The 18,712-nt window shown below is 65.4% G+C and carries 25 protein-coding genes; 15 read left to right on the top strand and 10 right to left on the bottom strand.

Features of this window, described 5'->3' with window-relative positions:
• Positions 1 to 16 precede the first annotated feature (16 nt).
• From FKO37_RS12510 to FKO37_RS12480, 7 genes are read right to left on the bottom strand one after another with little or no spacing between them, the layout of a single operon-like run.
• A complete protein-coding gene (locus tag FKO37_RS12510; protein WP_308196524.1) occupies positions 17 to 580 on the bottom strand; it encodes a TadE/TadG family type IV pilus assembly protein in 564 nt (187 codons plus the stop codon).
• The gene (locus tag FKO37_RS12505; RefSeq protein ID WP_268745720.1) at positions 580 to 1,050 is read right to left on the bottom strand and encodes a TadE/TadG family type IV pilus assembly protein; all 471 of its coding nucleotides are present in this window, start codon (positions 1,048 to 1,050) and stop codon (positions 580 to 582) included. The genes FKO37_RS12510 and FKO37_RS12505 overlap by 1 nt, the downstream gene beginning before the upstream one ends.
• On the bottom strand, positions 1,047 to 1,523 hold the full coding sequence (locus FKO37_RS12500) for a TadE/TadG family type IV pilus assembly protein (protein WP_235079100.1): 477 nt from the start codon (positions 1,521 to 1,523) through the stop codon (positions 1,047 to 1,049). The genes FKO37_RS12505 and FKO37_RS12500 overlap by 4 nt, the downstream gene beginning before the upstream one ends.
• Positions 1,520 to 1,705, bottom strand: coding sequence for a hypothetical protein (locus FKO37_RS12495; protein ID WP_037359953.1), 186 nt, complete (start codon positions 1,703 to 1,705; stop codon positions 1,520 to 1,522). Before FKO37_RS12495 ends, FKO37_RS12500 begins: the two co-directional genes overlap by 4 nt.
• Before the next feature lie 39 nt (positions 1,706 to 1,744).
• Entirely contained in the window at positions 1,745 to 2,638 is an 894-nt protein-coding gene (locus FKO37_RS12490; protein ID WP_037359951.1) for a type II secretion system F family protein, read from the bottom strand.
• Positions 2,635 to 3,540, bottom strand: coding sequence for a type II secretion system F family protein (locus FKO37_RS12485; RefSeq protein ID WP_238604462.1), 906 nt, complete (start codon positions 3,538 to 3,540; stop codon positions 2,635 to 2,637). The genes FKO37_RS12490 and FKO37_RS12485 overlap by 4 nt, the downstream gene beginning before the upstream one ends.
• A complete protein-coding gene (locus tag FKO37_RS12480; protein ID WP_037359949.1) occupies positions 3,537 to 4,982 on the bottom strand; it encodes a CpaF family protein in 1,446 nt (481 codons plus the stop codon). Before FKO37_RS12480 ends, FKO37_RS12485 begins: the two co-directional genes overlap by 4 nt.
• 236 nt (positions 4,983 to 5,218) lie before the next feature.
• Between FKO37_RS12480 and FKO37_RS12475 the strand changes: the two genes are divergently transcribed.
• A complete protein-coding gene (locus FKO37_RS12475) occupies positions 5,219 to 5,425 on the top strand; it encodes a hypothetical protein (RefSeq protein ID WP_143271435.1) in 207 nt (68 codons plus the stop codon).
• 389 nt (positions 5,426 to 5,814) lie between these two features.
• Here the strand turns inward: FKO37_RS12475 and FKO37_RS12470 are convergent, their stop codons facing one another.
• The 3 genes from FKO37_RS12470 to FKO37_RS12460 all read right to left on the bottom strand — a co-directional run bounded on the left by FKO37_RS12470 (position 5,815) and on the right by FKO37_RS12460 (position 8,105).
• Positions 5,815 to 6,543: an SAF domain-containing protein gene (locus FKO37_RS12470; RefSeq protein WP_081655062.1), complete on the bottom strand. Its 729-nt coding sequence runs from the start codon at positions 6,541 to 6,543 to the stop codon at positions 5,815 to 5,817.
• A 120-nt stretch (positions 6,544 to 6,663) separates the two neighbouring features.
• Positions 6,664 to 7,320, bottom strand: a complete 657-nt coding sequence (locus tag FKO37_RS12465) for a hypothetical protein (RefSeq protein WP_235079097.1) — start codon at positions 7,318 to 7,320, stop codon at positions 6,664 to 6,666.
• A 392-nt stretch (positions 7,321 to 7,712) separates the two neighbouring features.
• The gene (locus FKO37_RS12460) at positions 7,713 to 8,105 is read right to left on the bottom strand and encodes a hypothetical protein (RefSeq protein ID WP_235079095.1); all 393 of its coding nucleotides are present in this window, start codon (positions 8,103 to 8,105) and stop codon (positions 7,713 to 7,715) included.
• 479 nt (positions 8,106 to 8,584) lie between these two features.
• Here FKO37_RS12460 and FKO37_RS12455 point away from each other — a divergent pair, with 479 nt between their 5' ends.
• The 14 genes from FKO37_RS12455 to FKO37_RS47740 all read left to right on the top strand — a co-directional run bounded on the left by FKO37_RS12455 (position 8,585) and on the right by FKO37_RS47740 (position 18,695).
• On the top strand, positions 8,585 to 9,235 hold the full coding sequence (locus FKO37_RS12455) for a hypothetical protein (RefSeq protein WP_051165943.1): 651 nt from the start codon (positions 8,585 to 8,587) through the stop codon (positions 9,233 to 9,235).
• 103 nt (positions 9,236 to 9,338) lie between these two features.
• Positions 9,339 to 9,647 carry a hypothetical protein gene (locus tag FKO37_RS12450; protein WP_374204457.1) on the top strand — a complete coding sequence of 103 codons (309 nt, stop codon included), beginning with the start codon at positions 9,339 to 9,341 and terminating at the stop codon, positions 9,645 to 9,647.
• Entirely contained in the window at positions 9,640 to 10,167 is a 528-nt protein-coding gene (locus FKO37_RS12445) for a DUF6879 family protein (protein WP_037359944.1), read from the top strand. The genes FKO37_RS12450 and FKO37_RS12445 overlap by 8 nt, the downstream gene beginning before the upstream one ends.
• 25 nt (positions 10,168 to 10,192) lie before the next feature.
• Positions 10,193 to 11,020, top strand: a complete 828-nt coding sequence (locus tag FKO37_RS12440; protein WP_235079091.1) for a helix-turn-helix transcriptional regulator — start codon at positions 10,193 to 10,195, stop codon at positions 11,018 to 11,020.
• A 128-nt stretch (positions 11,021 to 11,148) separates the two neighbouring features.
• A complete protein-coding gene (locus FKO37_RS12435) occupies positions 11,149 to 12,300 on the top strand; it encodes a radical SAM protein (protein WP_037359940.1) in 1,152 nt (383 codons plus the stop codon).
• Positions 12,297 to 12,872, top strand: a complete 576-nt coding sequence (locus FKO37_RS12430; protein WP_037359938.1) for a PolC-type DNA polymerase III — start codon at positions 12,297 to 12,299, stop codon at positions 12,870 to 12,872. The genes FKO37_RS12435 and FKO37_RS12430 overlap by 4 nt, the downstream gene beginning before the upstream one ends.
• Positions 12,853 to 13,497 (top strand): dTMP kinase, encoded by a 645-nt coding sequence (gene tmk, locus FKO37_RS12425; protein ID WP_037359936.1) that lies wholly within the window; start codon positions 12,853 to 12,855, stop codon positions 13,495 to 13,497. The genes FKO37_RS12430 and tmk overlap by 20 nt, the downstream gene beginning before the upstream one ends.
• Positions 13,498 to 14,257: 760 nt before the next feature.
• Positions 14,258 to 14,602 carry a hypothetical protein gene (locus FKO37_RS12420; RefSeq protein ID WP_037359935.1) on the top strand — a complete coding sequence of 115 codons (345 nt, stop codon included), beginning with the start codon at positions 14,258 to 14,260 and terminating at the stop codon, positions 14,600 to 14,602.
• 616 nt (positions 14,603 to 15,218) lie between these two features.
• Positions 15,219 to 15,425: a helix-turn-helix domain-containing protein gene (locus FKO37_RS12415; protein ID WP_081655060.1), complete on the top strand. Its 207-nt coding sequence runs from the start codon at positions 15,219 to 15,221 to the stop codon at positions 15,423 to 15,425.
• Positions 15,422 to 15,862, top strand: a complete 441-nt coding sequence (locus FKO37_RS12410) for an NUDIX domain-containing protein (RefSeq protein ID WP_037359931.1) — start codon at positions 15,422 to 15,424, stop codon at positions 15,860 to 15,862. Before FKO37_RS12415 ends, FKO37_RS12410 begins: the two co-directional genes overlap by 4 nt.
• Complete coding sequence (locus tag FKO37_RS12405; protein WP_158684461.1) at positions 15,850 to 16,719, top strand: hypothetical protein; 870 nt, start codon at positions 15,850 to 15,852, stop codon at positions 16,717 to 16,719. The genes FKO37_RS12410 and FKO37_RS12405 overlap by 13 nt, the downstream gene beginning before the upstream one ends.
• A 251-nt stretch (positions 16,720 to 16,970) precedes the next feature.
• A complete protein-coding gene (locus FKO37_RS12400) occupies positions 16,971 to 17,294 on the top strand; it encodes a hypothetical protein (RefSeq protein ID WP_037359927.1) in 324 nt (107 codons plus the stop codon).
• On the top strand, positions 17,261 to 18,250 hold the full coding sequence (locus FKO37_RS12395; protein WP_158684460.1) for a hypothetical protein: 990 nt from the start codon (positions 17,261 to 17,263) through the stop codon (positions 18,248 to 18,250). Before FKO37_RS12400 ends, FKO37_RS12395 begins: the two co-directional genes overlap by 34 nt.
• Positions 18,240 to 18,695 carry a helix-turn-helix domain-containing protein gene (locus tag FKO37_RS47740; RefSeq protein ID WP_374204456.1) on the top strand — a complete coding sequence of 152 codons (456 nt, stop codon included), beginning with the start codon at positions 18,240 to 18,242 and terminating at the stop codon, positions 18,693 to 18,695. Before FKO37_RS12395 ends, FKO37_RS47740 begins: the two co-directional genes overlap by 11 nt.
• The last annotated feature ends 17 nt before the right edge of the window (positions 18,696 to 18,712 follow it).

Below are 18,712 nucleotides of genomic sequence, written 5' to 3'. Positions count from 1 at the left end.
GACTGCCTGTGGCCTTTCATCGCGGCTTCCTCTCGACGGCGGCTGAAAAGAAGCTGCAGCAAGGGAATTTGAGCGGCGATCGTCTGCTGCCCATGGTTCCGCTCGAACCGGGAATCCCTTCCGAGACCACGAGTCCACGGTCTTCGCCGGACATTCCTCGTTGCGGCTGAGCCTGTCCTGTGCCGGTAACAGTGATCGAACCGATCCCGACGAACCCGAGTAGTTGGGTTGGCTGGCTGACAGTCACGGTCACAGTGACGGTGTTGCCAGCTACAGACACACTGCCACTTTCACCGGTGGCAGCAAGATACTGGCGCGCCAGAATGGTTGCTTGTCTGGGCACCAACCGCAGGGCTCCACTGGAACGGTAGGCGGACAGGTCGATGGCTTGCGCTCCGGCACGGGCAGCCTCTTGCGCCTCGCCGATCGCGCGAATTTTCGCGGCCAGGGCAAGGCCGCCGTCGAGTACCAGTCCGCTGAATGCGATGATTGCGGTGACCAGCACGACGACGAATGCGGTGACTCGTCCGTCTTCATCCGCGCGCAGACGTCGCAGCCGGACGGTCAAGGTGCCGAACATCAGGTACCCCCGGCATTGGCGGCGACGCCGCGGTATGTGTCCACAGGGGACGAGAATGACGCGGAGAGCTGAATGCTTCCCGGCATTCCGAGGAGCGCGAGGTCTGACAGTCCCGCCGTACAGGTGACTTCCACGCTGACGGTGGCCCCTGGCTGAAATCCCGCGGTATTGACGGTAACGGCCAGACTCCGGCACGTGATGCCGGCATTGGCCAGCGCTGCGGACGCAGTGGCGTGAGCGTCGTTCCGAGCGTTGGTCACGTTACGCGCGAGAGACGCCGCACGTGCTGCTTGGTGAGCTGCGTCTTCAAGCCGCAGGGTGGCATCCGCCATTCGTCCGCAGAAGACGATGAACAGGAGCATCATGATCAGACCCGGAGTGAGCAGGACCAACTCCGCGGCGGCCGATCCTCGCTCGTCGTCACGGAGCGAGCGCAACCGCTGTCCATAACGGACTCGCCGCGCGCTCACGGCTGGGCTCCGGAGCGAAAGCGTTCGACCGGACCCACAGCGTCACCCTCGGCAGTCAGTGTCAGGAAAGGAACGACTTGGATCACGCTGCCTTCCACGTGCACTGCCGCCCGGTCCGGGCTTCGACTCACGATGGCGCGCGGATCGCGCAGCGGGCCACTGCCGAGTTGCTGGAGAATCTGGTTGGCCTCGATCTGCCCGCGCGCGGTAGTCCCGCCCAGCACTCGCGTAGTCGACAGGGCTTGAGATGCGGCGGCTTGAGCAATATGGGAAGCGTGCATCCACAACGCAAACTGCGCGATCGACATGATCAGAAGCAGCAACAGAGGCGTAGCGAGCACGAGTTCTGCCGTGGCCGCGCCACGCTCGTCCGCCAAGATTTGACGCAACCCTCCACGCATCAACAGCCGTGGCGTCGTAGATGTTGTCGCCTTCGGCGAGCTGTCACCATCGATCCACATCGGCGGACTCACATGTGGATGCTGTTGGCCTTATCGGTGACCACTTTCACCAGCAAAGCGATCACGACCAAGGCCAGAGCGACGAGCGCGGCGGTGACGAGTACGGTTTCCGTGGTGTACCCACCTTCGTCTTCACGCAGGCGCCGCACGTGGTCCTTGACGAAGCTCCACAAGAGAACAATTGGCGTCAACATTGTTTCCTCCCATAAGTGTCGATTACCGATACCTGGCTTTCAAACCCCTCCTAGCACGGCAGCCACAGCCGGGTAGCCGATGAACAAGAGGAAACCGATGAAGAGCACAATCACGGGCAGGCTCATCCGTTCGGTGGCAGCTTGCGCGTCGCCCTCGGCTTCGGTGAGTTCCCGTGTCCGCAGTGCGGATGCCTTGGCTTGCAAGGACGCGCGGACGTGGGCGCCCTCCGTGCCTGCAAGGCTGACTGACGCGGACAGTTCGGCGAGCTCGCGGATGTCAAGTTCGGCCCCGAGTGCGCGAAGGGTGGCCCACGGGGTGACGCGGGTGACTTTTGCGATCGTCAGCGCACGTCGGATCTGGTTGAACGAGCGGCCACGGCCAACCGTGGCTGCGTCAGTAAGAGCGCCTTCCACTCCGGCACCCCCAGCGAGAGTGACCCGAATCAGATTCAGATAGGCGCTCAGCGCGAGGCGGAAGTCAGCCCGTCGGCGCGCGGCGGCGCGCCGAACCGTGATGTCGGGCAGCAAGAATCCGATGAACCCGGTAAGCAAGCTCGCGATCAGCGATACCTCCCAAGCCAGGGGCATGCCCAGCAGCGCAAGCGCGACCGAGACGAGCGTCGGCAGCAAGAGCCCGGCAATCGCGAGTGCCGCTTTGTCAGCCAGGTGGGCAGGGACAGGCCTGCCGGTCATGGCGAGGTCTTTGCGCACGACAGGGCTGGGCAGCCCGACTGCGGTCAACAGCCCGACGAACGGCTTTCCCAGCGTGGTCGCCCAGCCAGAACGTTCCAGTGGCGTAATCGGTGCTGGCGTAGGCGTGTTGTCGAGTCGCCGCAGGAGTGAGGCCAGACCGGGACGCGGTGGCACTGCCCATACCAGGATGGCCCAAATCCCGAGCCCGAACCCAGCTCCGATTGCCAATGCGGTGATCATGCTTGCCCCTCCCCTGTGGACGCTGTCGCGCCGTCGCGGCCGCGCAGTGCGTCAAGGTCAGTCAGGAACCGGTCTGGGGTCTGATAACGAGCCATGCGGGCGAGCCACAGAAACGACAGCGTGAAGAGCGCACCGACGACGGCGAGCATGATCTGTCCGAAGGCTGAGTCGAAGGGAGCCAGGTAACCGCGGTTGAGCGCGGTCAACCCGGCGGCGAACGCCAACGTGACTCCGACAATCATCCGGACGCTGGTCCGGGTGCGAGCGCGGCCAGCTTCCACCCGCAGCCGCATGGACACCTGCTCACGAGTCTCGGTCGCGAGTTCGCCGAGCAATTCGGCCAGCTGACGCGCTTGCTTCTCCGAGGCCAGCACCAGAGCGCTGATCAGCAGGTCGGCCGTCGGATCAGCGAGCTGATCGGCCAGGTGCCGCAGGCTGGCAGCTAGCCGGTCGCCGCGTTCGAGACGGAACGTCAGCTCGTGAATCTCCGGGCGAATCGCCTCGGGCACGGTCTCCGCAGTGGCAACGATGGCTTGCTCCAACCCCGCCGCCGCAGCGAGTGTGTCGCGCAGCATCTCGCTCCACGACGCGATCGCCTCGATGCGAGCCACAGTTCGGGCATGTTGTTTGTCCGAACCGAGCACCCGCGGCAAGCCCCAGGTCGCCATTGCCGCCAGCACGCCCCCGACAAGCCATCCCGTGGCGATGGCGACCACGATGCCCACTGCCGCGGCCGCGAGCAGCCACCGCGTCCGGAGCGGATCCCGTCCGGTCTGTCCTCTGTTGCGCCGGCTCCAACGAGGCCAGCGCACAGTGACGCCCCGCCAGGCGGCCACAATCAGCAGCAGACCGAGTTCGACACCAATTCCGAGCAGTGCCATCAACGCGGTGGTCGTAGTCACGGCTTCCACCACCCTTCAGCCCGGCCCGACAGATCCGGGTCGAAGCCCGCGTCGACAAGGTCGTCCACCGTGGCCGTCCGCAGCGGAATGCCGGGAATCGCGCGGAAATCAGCCCCTGGGCGCCACACCTCGTTCGAAATCACTTGAGTGCCGTCCGCACCGACGACTTCGCGGATTGAGGACACGACTCGCTTGCCGTCCTCGCCCCGGGGCTTCTCCAGATGGACCACGAAGTGCAGCGCGGAAGCAACCAGCAGGTTCGTGGCCTCCAGCGAAAGGCGTTCAGGCCCTTGGACCGCGTAGGCGGCGAGCTTCGTGAACACACCGCTGGACAGGGACGAATGCAGCGTGCCCATCGAGCCGTCGTTGCCCATGGACATCGCGTTGGTGAGCGGAATGACGACCGGGCCGCGAACCTCGCCGACAATGACCCGGTCCGGACTCATTCGCAGGGACTGCCACACCAGCTCGGACTGTGAAATCTCGCCCTGGCCCTCGACGTTGGCTTCGCGCGCCTGCATCGCGACGACATCCGGATGACCAGGGTCGTGGTCGAGTCCCAGTTCGAAGACGTCCTCGATGGTAACGAGCCGTTCGTGCGGCGGGATTGCCGAGGCCAACGCTCGCAGCAGGGTCGTCTTGCCGATCGCGACGCCGCCGGTCACCAGCACATTCTTGCGTGCCCGCACCATCGCCGTGAGAAAGTTCTCCAGCGCCAGGTCGACCGTTCCGTTCTCCCGCAGTTCCCGCAACGTTACTCGAGCGAACCGATGACGGCGGATCGAAAGCGACGGCCTGGCCGTCACCGCCATCACCGCCGACGCACGTTCGCCGCCAGGCAAGGAGAAGTTGACGATCGGACTGCCGCGGTCGAAGCGCCGTTCCTCCACACCGGAGCGTGCGGCGAGATCGCGGATCAGATCCACCAGTTCGGCGTCAGAGCCGATGATCGGAGGCAGGCGTTCCCGCAGGCCTGAGGCGTAACGCACGAACACTCGGTCCCCGTTGATGTTGACGTTCTCGATGTCCGGATTCGCGAGCAACGGCTCGAGGCCAGCCATACCGAAGATCTCGTCCAACACAGCGGAAACAACACGTTGCTCGACGTCCTGCGGCACTACCGCCCCGCCGGTGTCAAGTTCGTGCTGTGCTTGCTTTTCCGCGGCATCAGCGAGAATCGCCTGCGCCATCCGACGCCGCTCGCCCGGTTCCATCGCAGGACGGCCGGCATCGTCGTCGGCCTGCATACGGGTGGACAACTGCCGAGACAGTTCTCGGCGAAGATGAACGCGCAGCCGATCCACGGCCGCGGCGTGGCGAGGGTCGACGCCAGGAACGCTCGTCGGCCCTGGAAATGAAGAGGTGGGCGGTGGCAGGTTCGGTGGCATCGACACACCGTTAGGTGAGGCTTGCTGGCCCGGGTAGATGTGCGGCGAGGTCATGGGCGCGTCCCGTTCGTCGACGACCGCGCTCGATGCAGAGACAGCGGCGTGGCGACTGGACCACGAGAGTGGTTCGCTCGGGCACCGAAGGCTGCTGGCGCATTCGCCGCAGCATGCAGACGTCGCGCCGAGGCGAGCCCGTGCGCCAGCCGCAACGCCGCACGCCCCAGCGCCGAGCGGTCCGGACTCGGCCCGTTCCGGCTGTACCCGCACAGCACCGCAGCGCCCTTGGGGTCGTGAGGAAGCCTGCCCAAGACCCCGATCTGGAGTTCGTGTTCGACCTCGGCCGTGGCATAGCCGTCACCGACAAGAACGAAGCCTGGTCGCGAATTCCACGTCGCCGCGGTTCGGAGCTTGCCGGCGACATGAGACAGCTCGTCATCGCGGGCATGAGCCAGGAGCACCATCGCATCAGCCGCCCGGATGATCGGCAGAGCTGGTGAATCAGGGGCTGTTCGACCGCAGTCGGCCAGCACCACCACGCCAGGCTGATCACCTGCGGCGCGCAAGACCGAAGCGCCCCGTGGCGCGAGAACGCCCAAGGCAGCACGAGCTTGCTCCGCACCAACCGGACCGGCGATCACCCCAAGTCCAGCCGGCAGGCGTTGGACGTGCTGCCACAGCACCGACGCCTCCGCGCTCTTGCGTGCTGCGGCTGCCAAACTCACCAGCCCAGGCGCTGAGGGCAGCCGGAACCGCGCGGCCAGGTCTCCGCCCGCAGGATCGCACTCGACCACGACCGGTGTCTGCTCGGCCGGCCATCGCGCCGCCAGCGCGAGAGCGGCGGTCGTCGCCCCGGGCGACCCCTTCAGCGAACACAGAGCGATCAACATCAGCCGCCGCCTCCGCTCAATGCGACGAGACTGACCTGGCCTGCCGGAGCGGCGGCGAGCTGGCGGGCGTTCGCCTCTGGCAACTGCAACGAGACCACCGTGCTCTGCGGGTCCGGGCCCGCACCGACATCGCTCACCGTCGCAGTCCACTGCGCGATCGGAACCGCAACCTGTCCGGGATTACTACTCGCTGTCCCGGTCGAAGCTGAACCAGAAGACACCAGTACAGCGACCCGCGCACCAGGTGCGAGCGCTGGCGGGAACTGTCCGGCTTTCAATGCCACCGCGGCAATTGCCTGGCCGTCAACCGGGATCGCCGGCGGCCCCAGCGAGCCACGGGTCAGGAGTGTGCCGGCAGGCAAGCTGAACGCCGCAGGGCGACCGACCACAGTGGACGACTCGGCGGCCGGTACTGCGTCGAGCCCGACATCGGCAGACACGGAGACTTGCCGAAAGTCCGGTGCGGACAACAGATGGCCGACGGTGACCGGACGAGCCAACACCAGAACCGGCTGTCGGTTGTCAAGCTGGATGGACACGATCACCGCCGCGGCGGCGCAGGCGATCACTAACACGACACCGAGCAGCAGGTACGGAATCCGCCGAGACGGGCGAACGGTCTTCCAGCGCGACGGCGGCTCCTGTTTGCCTCCCCGCTGGGCCCAGGCGTCCGGTGGCGCGGTCGCCGTGCCAGCGGTGTCCGTGCGTGTCGAGGGGGGTGTGCTCATGACCGGCCTCCCTTCTGGTTTCAGGCATGGCGCCACCGCGCCGCGACGCCGTCTGCGGCGCGGTGGCTGTTCGGACTGAGTTCTGTGGTTGTCAGCGCGGAGCGCGTGCCCCGTTGCGGATCACCGTCCGCCGGTGTTGAGCGCTTGGCTCTCCGCCACGCGGAACGCCGCGTTGCCTGTGGTCGTCATGTCGGGGAATGTTCCGGATTGGCCAGCCCCGGACCATGAGACCGCCCAGTGCACGGTGGCTGTGACCGGATATGCGTTGTTCGGTTGCCCGGCCGAGGACGTCCGGTAGGTGTGACCGCAGTCCGGCGACGCTGCCTTCGGATCGCCCTTGGCAGGGAACGGGGTGCCGCCGCTGCCGCACGTCACCTTCGATCCGTCGCCCATCGACCACACGAGCGAGGTCGGTTTCGCGACCGCGGTCACCGAGACCCCGGGGACGGAGGCCGTGGCCGACTGCTGATCCCAGCCGCTCGACAACCACAACCACGTCGGCAGGGCCACCAGCTGATCTCGGCGCGGGTTCGCCGCGATCGTGGGGCTCGGCAATCGGAGCTGGTTGCGCGCGGCCTGCGCTAGTTCCGCAGGCGACGGCAGCGGAGCCGGACCAGGCGCTTGGCTGTCTGGAATCCAGATCGGCGTCCGGTACAGCGCATCCGAGAAGCCAGGGCCGGAGCACTTGTACAGGTACCACGCGCCCGGTCCCTGACCAGGGCTGGCTTGCGCCTGCAGAGGCCGCGCGGCGGTGTGCACCAACGGTGCCGTCCGCACGCTCGCCAGGCGAAACACCGCAGGCCGGACCTCAGTGCCGCGTTCCCGGTCGGATGGCCGATAGGCGGCGGTGATCGTTCCACCCGCCGGGGGCCGGTAGTCCGAGCGCTGGTATCCGCAGTCGGCGCTCTTGTCGTTCGGGCCGATCACTCGGTCGCCGGTGTCCGGCTGGTCATCGTGTTGACCTCCGCCCTGTCGGCCCGGATTCCTGCCGGGGCCGGACGGGACTCGCCCGGGGGTGCCGTCAGTACCGCCTTGGCCCGCGCCGAGCTGGCACGCCGGGGACGGAGTCTGCTGGCAATCCGCAGATCCCCAAGGGCCGCCCGCCAACGCCGGGGCTGCTCCTGCGAGCACCAGCGATCCGGTCGTCCCCGCAATCAGCGCAGCTCTCCTCAACATGACCCGACCTCGTGAATTCCGAAGTCGGTAACCCGCCATGCGCCGTCTCCCTGCCGTTCGACAACGGCATTGATTTGCCGACGTCCGCTCGGGCCGTCGTTGGCCGGCTGTCCGTTGTCCGCACGATAATGTTGCCAATTGCTGTCGTCGCCGCAGTCAGCGACGATCACCTTTGTCGGGTCTGTGGGCGGCTCGACGGATGACACCTTGGGTGAGTTCTTGGGCTGCCCTTTGGTCACGAGACCATTCGCCTTGTCCGCGTACAGGCCGCGGGTGATGTTGGTCAGTGCCGTGGCAGTGGCGTGCTGCCCTAAGCGCGGGTCCTGCCAGTTTGATGTCTTCGCCGCGGCGGCCATGTCTTCCCACATCCCGAGGTATGCCGCCACCGCTCCTTGACGTGCGGCGTCAGCCGGTGCTGTCGACGCTGGCGGTGCGGCTGCCGACGTAGGCGCTCCAGGAGCTTCGGAGGAGCCAGCGGGAGCAGGATCGGACGGCGAGCCCGCGCTGCATCCAGCCGCCAAGGCAGCGACGATGACGCTCGAAAACACCGCTGCTGGCCGACATGCCCTTTGGGAGACCACGGACTCCACCCCTCCACTCCTCTCACTCGAACTTCTGCCGAGTGCCCTGGCTCAGGTCTACCTTGCGTACCCATACTGACTGCAAGGTGTGGAAGTACCGACCCGGAAGTCGGAATGGTACTCTGCCTTCAACGTTCACCCATTCGAACTAGCAATGTGCGAGTTTCCCAACTGGCGAGTAGTAAATCTGGTAGTGCTGATGACGAGCTACTCAGCGCTGATTGGGGGCACCTCGTGAACCAGCCTCGCCCGAAAACTTCGAATACTTACGGGCCATAATCGCCATGCAGACCGCTGCGGTCCTGGGCTGGGCACTCGTTGGCGCAGCGCTCGCGTTGATGCTGCGCCCGATAGTCATCCGATATGCCGCTGCGAGCGAGCCCGCCACAGCACCGCCGCCCCTTGGCTTGCTCGAAGCCGTGACAGCCATCGTGTTCGCCGCACTCGCGTGCCGCTTCGACTGGTCCCTGGAACTGGTCGCGTACAGCGGCATTGGCGGGTTCGGTGTGCCGCTGGCAACAATCGACCTGCTCGTGCACAAACTGCCGAATATTCTTTTAGGCACGGCATTCGCGGTTCTAGGAATCTCGCTGGGGGCCGACGCTGCTCTGAATGCTCATGGCGGCAACTTTGCGCGAGCAGCCTCGGCGATGGCCGTCGCCTTGGCTGTCAACGGAGCTCTGTACGCCCTGGGCGGAATTGCCGGCGGCGACATGAAGCTGGCAGGACTGCTCGGAACTGGACTCGGCTGGATCAGCTGGGAGGCTGTCTGGGCCGGCCTCGCAGCGGGGTGGCTCCTCGGCGGCACCGTTGTCGGGGCCGCGAGAATCGTCGGGAAGCAGGGCGCGAGCGGGGACATCCCGCTCGGCCCGTTCCTCCTGGCCGGAGCACTGCCGTTCCTCCTATATTTCGGGTCATCGACGGTCGTACGCTGACTCCCGTCGATTCCCGGCAAGCTGCCCGGGGTACGCACAGCGAACCCTGGGGCAGCGATCCCGCGCTTCAGCCCAAGGACCCGCATTCTCACCGTTGACGGTCATGGTGTCGTGCGTCACCATGGTGAGCAACAAGATGGAAGTTGCTCGAAACGGAGGCATGATGCACGTTACGTTCCTCGGCAAGGATCCCGAATCCCAGGTCGACAACTCGCCGACGCTCTATGCCACTGACCGGACTGACCGCACCACCTACATTGCCCAGGGATGGAGGGTGACTGACCCGCAAGCGCTGGCCGCCATCGGACCGGTCCCCGATCATGAGACCCTGATCGAGATCCCCGAGGATGTCCTGAAGTTCTACGCCAAACGCTACGCACAGCAGGAGCCGAAGGAGGAACACGCTGACTGAGCTGATCAAGCCAGGACCGGAGTTCAGGCAACTCTTCCATGGCTTCGAGCACACGGCCTTCCGCTTGGAGACCTTCGATCAGTACGACGCGACGTACGAGAACGAGTCCCTGCGCAAATTCCTCGCCGGCGAGCCGGACGACCTGCCCTGGATGCAGAGCTGGCTTGACATGATCCGCGAAGCGAAGGCCGCGGGCCGGCTCTTCAGCCGCGTGCGCATCGTCTCAATGCCGCTCACGGACTACAGCCGGTTCGGCGTGTGGTGTTCGCAGTTCACCGGCGGAGCAGGCGAAGACATCCGCTACCTTCCGCGAACCCGTGCCGACCGGCTGCCGAAGCATGACTACTGGTTGTTCGACTCGCGCTTGCTGGTTCGGATGCATTTCGACGATCGCATGGGATTCTTAGGCGGCGAGGTCGTCGAAGACCCGGAGCAGGTAGTTCAACACAACTACTGGCGTGATGCAGCCTGGCATCACGCGGTACGGCGGGACGATTTTGCCAAGCAACAGGGCCTCTGATCCCTCGAACGTCCATGAGGCGCGCATGGCGCTCGGCGGTCGGCTCCGCGAGCTGCGCGAACAAGCCGGTCTGACCGGCAGGAAGCTCGCGGAGTCGCTGTCATGGCATTTCTCGAAGATCTCCAAGATCGAAAACGGCAAGCAGAAACCCAGCGAAGACGACATCAAGTCCTGGACGAAGGCGACTGGGCGCGAGGACGAGGCTCCTGCACTGCTCGCGTCGCTCCGCACACTGGAAGTTCAGCACGCCGAGTGGCAGCGGATTCTTCGTGGCGGCATCCGGCCGCGGCAGAACTCGCTTGCTGAACTGGATCAAAAGACGCAGCTGTTCCGCGTATTCGAGTCGACCGTGATTCCGGGGCTCCTTCAGACCTCCGAGTACGCTCGCGCGCGTTTCGCCGAAAGCATCCGTGTCTTCAAGCTCGCCAACGACATCAACGACGCAGTCGCGGGCCGCCTGAAGCGGCAGGACATCTTCTACCGGCCGGACAAGCGCTTCCACTTCGTCCTCACCGAGGCGGCTCTGCGCTTCCGCCTGTCAACTGTGCCGGTCATGCTCGGCCAGCTTGATCGCCTGGTCTCGATCTCCGCGCTCCCCAACGTCAAGCTCGGGATCATCGGATTTGACACCCAGTACACCGCAGCACCGTGGCACGGGTTCTGGTTGTACGACGAGGAGAAGGTCCTGGTCGAGACATATTCCGCGGCCCTCAACCTCGCACAGCCCCAAGAGATCGAGCTGTACTCGGACGTCTTCAGCGAACTCGCCGCTGTCGCCAGCTATGGCCGTGCCGCTCGCGCCATCATCACGCGCGTCATGGACGAGTTCGCAGAGCAGCTGCCGCAGGACTAGCGCCACGTTGCTCCGATCATCAACTGTTTGACTTGTTGCGTGCAACTACGAGCAACTTGCTTTTCTCGCGCACGTGAACCTGCCTAGTCTCCCTGAGTCCGCCCCGGCCGACCTTGGAGACGAGCTACGTGATTACGCCAGTACCCCTGCTCAGCAAGGACCGGATCGGCCTCCTCTCCGAGAGTGCGCGCGAGGTGGTCGAATATCGAAAGAGCGGCTTGAGCCTCAACCACATCCAGGGATGCCCACTGGGATGCGCATATTGCATCCGGCATACCTACGGGTTGTGGGACAAGGATCAGCCTGTTGCGCTCATGCCGGACGCGCAAGCGGTGGACGAACTGGTCAACCACCGGTATTTTCAACCGCACGTCACACCGGTCCAGTTGTTCAACCGGGCCACCGAGCCTTTCTTGCCGAAGGTCCGCCCGCACACGTATGCGGTGCTCGAAGATCTGGACGAACGCGAGCTGACCAATCACGTGCTGGTCATCACGCGGCACCAGCTCAAGCCCTACGACATCGACCGGTTGAACCAGCTTCGCCACGTCAAGCTGACGCTGCTGTTCACCTACTCAGGGATCGACGACCCGAAGATCGAACCGTACCCGTCGCACGTCGCAGCCGAGTCGTTGAAGCTGATGAGCGAACCGGTGCGGCGAAGGTACCGGACGATTCTCTATTGGCGTCCGCTCGTCCCCGGCCTGAACGACACCGATCAGCACCTCTCCATTGCGTACGAGTTGAGCCGGCACGCGGACGCTACGGTTTTCACTGGACTTTTCTACCGCGACCAGATCGCCGCGTACTACAAGGCCAACGGCATCCCCGAGCCCTATACCGATACTGCACGCCGCAAGATCGTGCCCGAGACGCTGGAACGCCGGGTCCTCGATGCGTTTGCTGACTCGGCTGCTTTGTTCCGCAAGACTTCCTGTGCCGTGTCGTACGCGCATGGCCTGCCCGACTACAACGGTCACTACGGCATTCGGGAACTTTGCGACATCTGCCCGCTCCCGCAGAGAGAACTGTGTGCCGGGGCGCAACGCGTGCCAGCAACAGAAGATGTACACCGTTGCGCCAGCGTGTTGCCCGAGGCGCGCGACCTTGAGGTCGTAGACATTTCCCAGCGGGCCGTCGTCGTGTCCGGCTTGGAAACTGAGCAGCCACGGTACTTCCTCCAGCACGCGCTCGGGTTTCAGGTGCACGACGCGAGACACCCTCACCATGCGCTCCGGCATGGTCGCGCCGACATTGGATGGACGGGAGTTCCAGCATGACTGACTGGACTGCACTCAGCTACGTCGTCGTGGATGTCGAGGGCAACGGCCAACAGCCCGCCGATCTCGTGGAGATTGCGGCTGTCCGGATCGAACACGGAAGCATCAGCGAGCCCGTCTCGTGGCTAGTGCGGCCTGGCCGGCCGATCACCCCTTTCGCGAAGCGGATCCACGGGATCACCAATGAGCAGGTAGCAGGAGCTCCCGCATTCGCCGAAATCGCCGCCGAGGTGCTGAAGGCCTTGGACGCCCCCGCGCTCATCGCCCACAACGCCCATGTTGACGTCGGTGTGCTGGAGCGCGAACTTGGCGACTGGGAATGCCCCGAAGTGTTCGACACGCTCAAGCTCTCGCGGCGCTTCTTGCCCGGCCATCCGACTTACAAGCTCGGATCGCTTGTCAGGCAGCTCGGGCTTGACGCTGGGCTGGAGGACATGCAGCAGCCGCATCGCGCCGCGTACGACACGACGGTGACCGCCCGGTTATTTGCTCATGTCGCGGCCGGGCGATCGCTCGAAGCACTCCGCGAACGACCGGAGCGAGGTGACGAAGATGACGCCGTCCTCTTCTGATCTCGACCGCGGCCTGCTCATCAGCGTCGACGGCCCCGGCGGTGCGGGAAAGACGACGATCGTCCGGCATCTGGCACAGATTCTTCTTGCGGAGGGCCGTCACGTGCACGTGACGGCGGAGCCGTCGAACGGCCCGATCGGGAAGCTCGCCGCCGAACTCACACCGACTGTCACCGGTCACGCTCTCGCATGCTTGTACGCGGCTGACCGGTATCACCACGTGGAAACCGAGATCAAGCCACGTATTCAGACTGGCCACGTGGTGATCTCCGACCGGTACCTGGCATCGGGGCTGGTCGTCCAGCGCTTCGACGGCGTGGACCCCGTGTTTCTCTGGCAGATCAACGAAGAAGTCGAACGACCGGACCTTACGGTCATCCTTGAGGCCGACCCCGACGTGATCTCGGAACGGTTGCACGCACGTGGACCGCACAACCGCTTCCAGAGCCCGCCAGGCAATAGCCGCACGGAGACCAAGTTCTACCGGGAAGCTCGCACGATGCTGGATGAGGTCGGCTTCCCCGTTCTGACCCTGGATTGCTCAAACCGTCCGCCTGAGCAGTCTGCCGCGATCATCCGCGACGAGCTGAATGCAATGCTCGAGCCCGCCGATTCAGCCACCTGATCGGTCACGGCAACGTCCAGCTCTGACTCAGTAGCCACCCCGGCGGTGTTTCGTGCCGCGCGGCGCGCATGCCTTCGGGGAAATCGGCGGCGGACGGGCGAGGTCGAGCCCGACGGCGTTCACATTCTGCCCAGCGGCAGAAAGCCTAGGCGCCCTCGCCTGTCTGCCGCCCCATAGCCGCGGTGGAGGCGGCTGACCCCGACCGGTCGCCTCCACCGCGCTCCACCCCGGATGAGAGGTGTCTGGAATGGCCGCACCAGTCCAACGCCTGTGGACGACGCCCTATACCTGCGGGCGCGACGGCATGCAGCATCAGGTCACCGACGAGGCCTTCTACGAGTCTCGCGAGCACGGCGTACCCCTCGTCGCCGTCTGCGGTCGTCAGCTGGAGTGTTCGCTCGCTATCTCGGCCCCCGGCGCTCAATGCGTCGAGTGCGCTCGGCTCATTCACCTGTCCCGTATGCGGCAGAGCGAGAAGCGGCGGGCTGTTCTTGTGCTCGTCCAGGGCGGTCCAACCGGACGGCATCGCCGGCCCCCGCCGGCTCGGCGGCCTCATCGCGTTCGCGGACGAAGCCAGCGCGGCAGGAGGGCGTCATGACAAACGACGATGGGCGAAAGCAGGACACCCGTGCGCCCGAGAATCCCGACGGTGAACTGGACGGTCGCGCAGACGTCGAAGCGAGGTTCCTGAAGATCCTGGGCAGGGCGTTGCGTTGTGAACGCGAGATCGGCGACTGGACGCGGCAGGACTTGGCGCGCGATGGGTGTTGGCCAGGCGACGCAGACTATCGCCTCGCACGAGTTCGGAACGCGCGCGATGACGGTCGCCCGGTTCACGGTGTACTGCAACGTATTGGGACTGCCGCCCGGACGCTTGTTCGAGCGCGTGTACGACGAGGCGATCAGCGACGGCACGGTAGTCGTGAACCTAGCCGAGCTGGCCCGGTCGGGACATCCACTCGCACGCTGGGCAGAGATCCGCTTGCGAGACCTGCCCCCGTACTCAATAGGCCGGCTGCTCGTTCCCCGGCCCGCGCAAGACGCGCTCGCTGAACTCTGCGAATGCGACAAGGGCCAACTGCTCGCTGAGTTGAAGGCAGCTTGACATGTTCCGGGAGAGCCCCAATGCGCCCTCATACAGGGTGTGCCTCGCACTCTGGCCGTTCTCACTTCGCGGCGAAGCGGTGATGCACAAGGTTCCGCAGAGACTCCTGCGAATCCTGTGCCGCGGGCGCACCTGGCTCGGGATGAGCGACTGCGGAGTCATCTGCCTTGCCGACGGGGAGCCTCGCGAGGACGTCGTTCTGATGTGGTGCATCAAGTGCTTCCCGGCGGGGACCGTGCCCGCCGCGCGTACGAGAGGAGTCAGCAGCCGTGATCTACCGGCCCGGTACCGCGCAGGACGCGGCGCGAATTCCCGCAGCACCCGGAGGGTTCCCAGACGATCGGGCGGCCGAGATGAGCCGCCCCTCCGTCATCCGCCACCGGCCGCTGGACGACTGGACCGCGACGCAGATCGCATGGCCGGTCGAGGACCGCGATCTCGCACCAGCCAACCATTAGCGCGAAGGACACCATGCGCAGCACGAGCCGCCTCCTCATCCCGGAAGCGCCTAGTCGCGCGGCACCGATTTCGATAACAAGAGAAAGGACGGGACACCTTGGCAGCGCCAGCAATCAGCATCAAGGGGTGTCGGATCACCGGACCCGCCCGGGACGCGATGCGCAGGAAGCTGAAGAAGAGGTACGAGAAAGGCGCGACTGTTCGTGCGCTGGCCGAGGAATGCGGGCGCTCGTACGGCTTCGTGCACCGGGTTCTTTCCGAGGCCGGAGTTCAGATGCGCAACCGAGGCTGGCGGGTCCGCAAGACACGCCCGGCCGCGCCGATCGGTTCGGGCCCTCAGCACTCGATGGGACATCCGCTATGAACAACAACGCCTGCCGCACACCAGGGCCACGAGTAGGAACGTACGCCCTCATCGGCCGCGACGAAGACATCCTGTTCATCACCGACGACACCGGTGCCTTTGTCTTGCCAGGCGGCCCGGTCCGCGACGGCGAACCCGTCGAGCAGGCACTCCGCCGCACCCTGCGCGGCCAGATCGACGCAGCGATCACCGGACTCGACTTCTGCTCCGTCGTCGAGCACGAAATAGACGGAGGCCGGCACGGGTCGTCGTCCGAGCTGGCGTTCCTGTTTGACGTGACGCTCGCCGACACCGACCGCATCACCGTTCACCGGCCTCGTACGCACCGGTGGGCGGGCGAGGCCGAGGTCTCTGTGCTGCGCCCGGCGGCAATCGCGGAGGTGCTCGCCGCCGGAAGCCTGTCCGCCGACGTTCCGTGGCGGGCGTGGACACCATGACCCAGTTACTCCGCACAGCGATTGACAACCGCGGCTGGCTCTCGGCCAGAGATGGCGAGTTGCCGCGTTCGGAGCCGGTTCCTGCCTTGGGATACCAGATGACGTCAAGGGAGGCGCAGAGCAGTCGCCTCGATGATGCGACAGATGCAGTTCCGGACTTCGCCGAACTGATCGGGCGCAGCGACGACCAGCTCGAAGAACTGGTCCTTGCCAACCTCGGCCCGGACGCGACCGGACTGTGGCAAGCCCTGCTACTCCCGCCGCTGCTCGACCGGGTCCGGACGATCTTGATCGCGACACAGCACAGGGTCGACAACGACCTCCGCACGCGGCGATCAAGGCGCAACGAACGAGGCAGCAAACTGGGCTTCGACCCGACGTCGCACTACGAACAGCGATACAGCCAGTGGCGTGTCCGCGTCACCATGTTCAAACGCCTCGTCGAGACCAGGTTGTCCCAGACGCGAGCCGCCGCTGCCGACGAAAACCACAAGGCAGCCGCCCTGAACCGCAGGCACCGCAACGCCGTGCGCAGGCTCGCCGAGGCCATCGACCGCCACCGCCGCACCCTCGGCGCAGAGGTCGATCCCGAGCCGGCCGATCGGGCGCTGTGGCAGATCCTCGAGGACGTCACCGTTCCTCTGGGACCACAAGGGGTTCCGGTCGCCGTCCGCGACATGCTCACCACGTACTGGTCGTCCGCGCAGAAGGGCGCAGCCATGGATGCCGAGACCACTAAGACCAAAAGCCAAAGTACGACGGAGTACCCGGCACCCTGGCCGGAAGACCTGGAGAGGTTCGCCGATGCGGTCCGGCCGACAACGAAGCCGAATCAGGACGCGGACGGCGAGAACTAGCGCTCCAGTCATCCGGTTTACCGCCGCGGCCCGTTGATACCCGACGACGTCAGCACACAGCAGCGCCCGTCGATAGACAGACAGGAGGCAAGAAACCGTTGCAGACACTCGCAGAGGCCGACGGAACCCGCTTGCCGCACGCAGAACGCGAGTCCCCGCGGCGGCCGACATCGCGCGGCTCTCGAAAGCCAGCACCGACCAATGAGAAGCAACGAGATTTGCTGAACGCTTGTCACTGTGGACTGCACTCCTTGTCCCAGGAGATCAACGCGGACGGCGGCACCGGAACCAAGACGGTCCAGCTCGCCTACCTCGAGGTCACCAGCGGTGCCGGTTCGACCGGCCGCACGTTCAACAGCCACCACAGGGACTTCTGCACCCGGAATTTCGACGAGCCCGACCCGACACTCTATTGCGACTGCAGGCTCTACGGCCTCTGCGACGCGGCACAGACGGTCACAGTCGTCTGGTCGCACACTACCGACAGGCCGACCGGCTGGAACACCACAGAACTGATCACCACGAGGCACGGACTCATGGAATGCCCGACCAGCACACGATGGAGCTGCCGCTGATGCCGGATCACGCAAACTGGACCCCAGCCGTGCAAGACCGCATCGGACTGCCGACATGGCGTCGACTCTACGACGCTCCGGGATTTGTCCACGAAACGGTCGACAAGAGCGGACGCACGTGGCGGATGTGGTTCGCCGACAGCGACATGCCCGGCGACCCGCATCCCCGCGGCTGGCGACTGGCCCGGCTCGCTGCGCTCGACCAGGCTACTTTCGTCCCGCACACCGGTGACGGCCGGGAGTTCGACACCGCCGCGGCACTGATCACCGCTGACGAGGCCGCGCGTGAACTCAGTGACCGCGCACGAGCACGGCAGCCTGCCGGACAGCTGCGCGCGGCCGAAGCACAGATCCTCCTGCTGGACGAAGCTTCACCGACCAACCTGCACCGGCACCTGCCGGGCCGACAACGCGCACAGGCTGTGGCCATAACACTGGACCAGGACACGGGCGTGCTGGACGCACGCGTCTTCGACGACGTGCTGCCCGACCGGACCGTCTGCTGGACGATCCCGTGCGTGACCACCGCCGCCGCGAATCGCGTACTACAGGAGGCCGCCAGCTTGGTCGGACCGCTGCTCGCCGATGTTCCGGCCGTGCTGTACCGCCGGATACGCGAACACCTCGCAACAGCGTTCTCCGACGACGATTTGGTATTAGGCATGTACGCCGGCGAGTGGTTCGAGAAAGACCCGGCATCCTCCGGGATCACCGCCGGAACAGGCGATCGCGAACTGGCCGAATGGGCCGCGGCCTACGACAAGAATGTCGCGTCCGGACGCTGGCGGAAGTTCTTCCCGCGGGGCTTGGACATCGGGAGGTGCCGACACGTGGTGCTGCGCGGCACCTACCTGTGGGCCCGCACGCACCGAGATCTGTTACGGGAGCAGCCCATCCGGCTCGACGTCCATACCCATACCATCGCGCCGAGCATCGGTTGTCGTGATGCCAGCTAGCACACCTGAGTTGAACAGCCGCAACGAGAAAATGGCGCAGGCATACCGGGACGGCGCAACGATCACGAGGATCGCCGCTGTCTACGGGCTGTCTCTGAGCTGGACAGGCCGGATTCTTCGCCAACAGGGCGTCGCGATGCCCCCTGTCCGGCAAGGAGTGAAACGAGAACTCAACGTCGCGCGAGTCGTCAGCGACTACCAGGGCGGAGCCACCATCCAGCAGGTCGCGGACACGCACCACGCGTCTTATGGCACGATCCGCCGGCTCCTCCTGCGCGAGAAAGTCGCAATCCGGCCCCATGGCGGCCAAAACGCGATCAGCCTCCGCGCCGCCCAAGCCGACAATGGCCCACCCCGACCAAAGAAGACGAAAGCGGTCCTGGCGCGGGCTCCCTCGACGCACAGTCCGCGCCGCCCACTCCCACCGACCCTGCTTCGGCAATAGCGCAAGAACATGGACGT

Origin of the sequence: Amycolatopsis sp. Poz14 (genome assembly GCF_006704225.1) — a bacterium.
GTDB lineage: Bacteria > Actinomycetota > Actinomycetes > Mycobacteriales > Pseudonocardiaceae > Amycolatopsis > Amycolatopsis nivea.
Note: the sequence above shows the minus strand (reverse complement) of the source record. Positions and strands in the feature narration are given on the sequence as shown.

Excerpts from the sequence above, each read along its gene's own strand:
- FKO37_RS12510 (WP_308196524.1), bottom strand. The coding sequence starts at position 580 with ATGTTCGGCACCTTGACCGTCCGGCTGCGACGTCTGCGCGCGGATGAA.
- FKO37_RS12495 (WP_037359953.1), bottom strand. The coding sequence starts at position 1,705 with ATGTTGACGCCAATTGTTCTCTTGTGGAGCTTCGTCAAGGACCACGTG.
- FKO37_RS12490 (WP_037359951.1), bottom strand. The coding sequence starts at position 2,638 with ATGATCACCGCATTGGCAATCGGAGCTGGGTTCGGGCTCGGGATTTGG.
- FKO37_RS12480 (WP_037359949.1), bottom strand. The coding sequence starts at position 4,982 with ATGACCTCGCCGCACATCTACCCGGGCCAGCAAGCCTCACCTAACGGT.
- FKO37_RS12470 (WP_081655062.1), bottom strand. The coding sequence starts at position 6,543 with ATGAGCACACCCCCCTCGACACGCACGGACACCGCTGGCACGGCGACC.
- FKO37_RS12455 (WP_051165943.1), top strand. The coding sequence starts at position 8,585 with ATGCAGACCGCTGCGGTCCTGGGCTGGGCACTCGTTGGCGCAGCGCTC.
- FKO37_RS12450 (WP_374204457.1), top strand. The coding sequence starts at position 9,339 with ATGGTGTCGTGCGTCACCATGGTGAGCAACAAGATGGAAGTTGCTCGA.
- FKO37_RS12440 (WP_235079091.1), top strand. The coding sequence starts at position 10,193 with ATGGCGCTCGGCGGTCGGCTCCGCGAGCTGCGCGAACAAGCCGGTCTG.
- FKO37_RS12430 (WP_037359938.1), top strand. The coding sequence starts at position 12,297 with ATGACTGACTGGACTGCACTCAGCTACGTCGTCGTGGATGTCGAGGGC.
- tmk (WP_037359936.1), top strand. The coding sequence starts at position 12,853 with ATGACGCCGTCCTCTTCTGATCTCGACCGCGGCCTGCTCATCAGCGTC.
- FKO37_RS12420 (WP_037359935.1), top strand. The coding sequence starts at position 14,258 with ATGGGTGTTGGCCAGGCGACGCAGACTATCGCCTCGCACGAGTTCGGA.
- FKO37_RS12415 (WP_081655060.1), top strand. The coding sequence starts at position 15,219 with ATGCGCAGGAAGCTGAAGAAGAGGTACGAGAAAGGCGCGACTGTTCGT.
- FKO37_RS12410 (WP_037359931.1), top strand. The coding sequence starts at position 15,422 with ATGAACAACAACGCCTGCCGCACACCAGGGCCACGAGTAGGAACGTAC.
- FKO37_RS12395 (WP_158684460.1), top strand. The coding sequence starts at position 17,261 with ATGCCCGACCAGCACACGATGGAGCTGCCGCTGATGCCGGATCACGCA.
- FKO37_RS47740 (WP_374204456.1), top strand. The coding sequence starts at position 18,240 with ATGCCAGCTAGCACACCTGAGTTGAACAGCCGCAACGAGAAAATGGCG.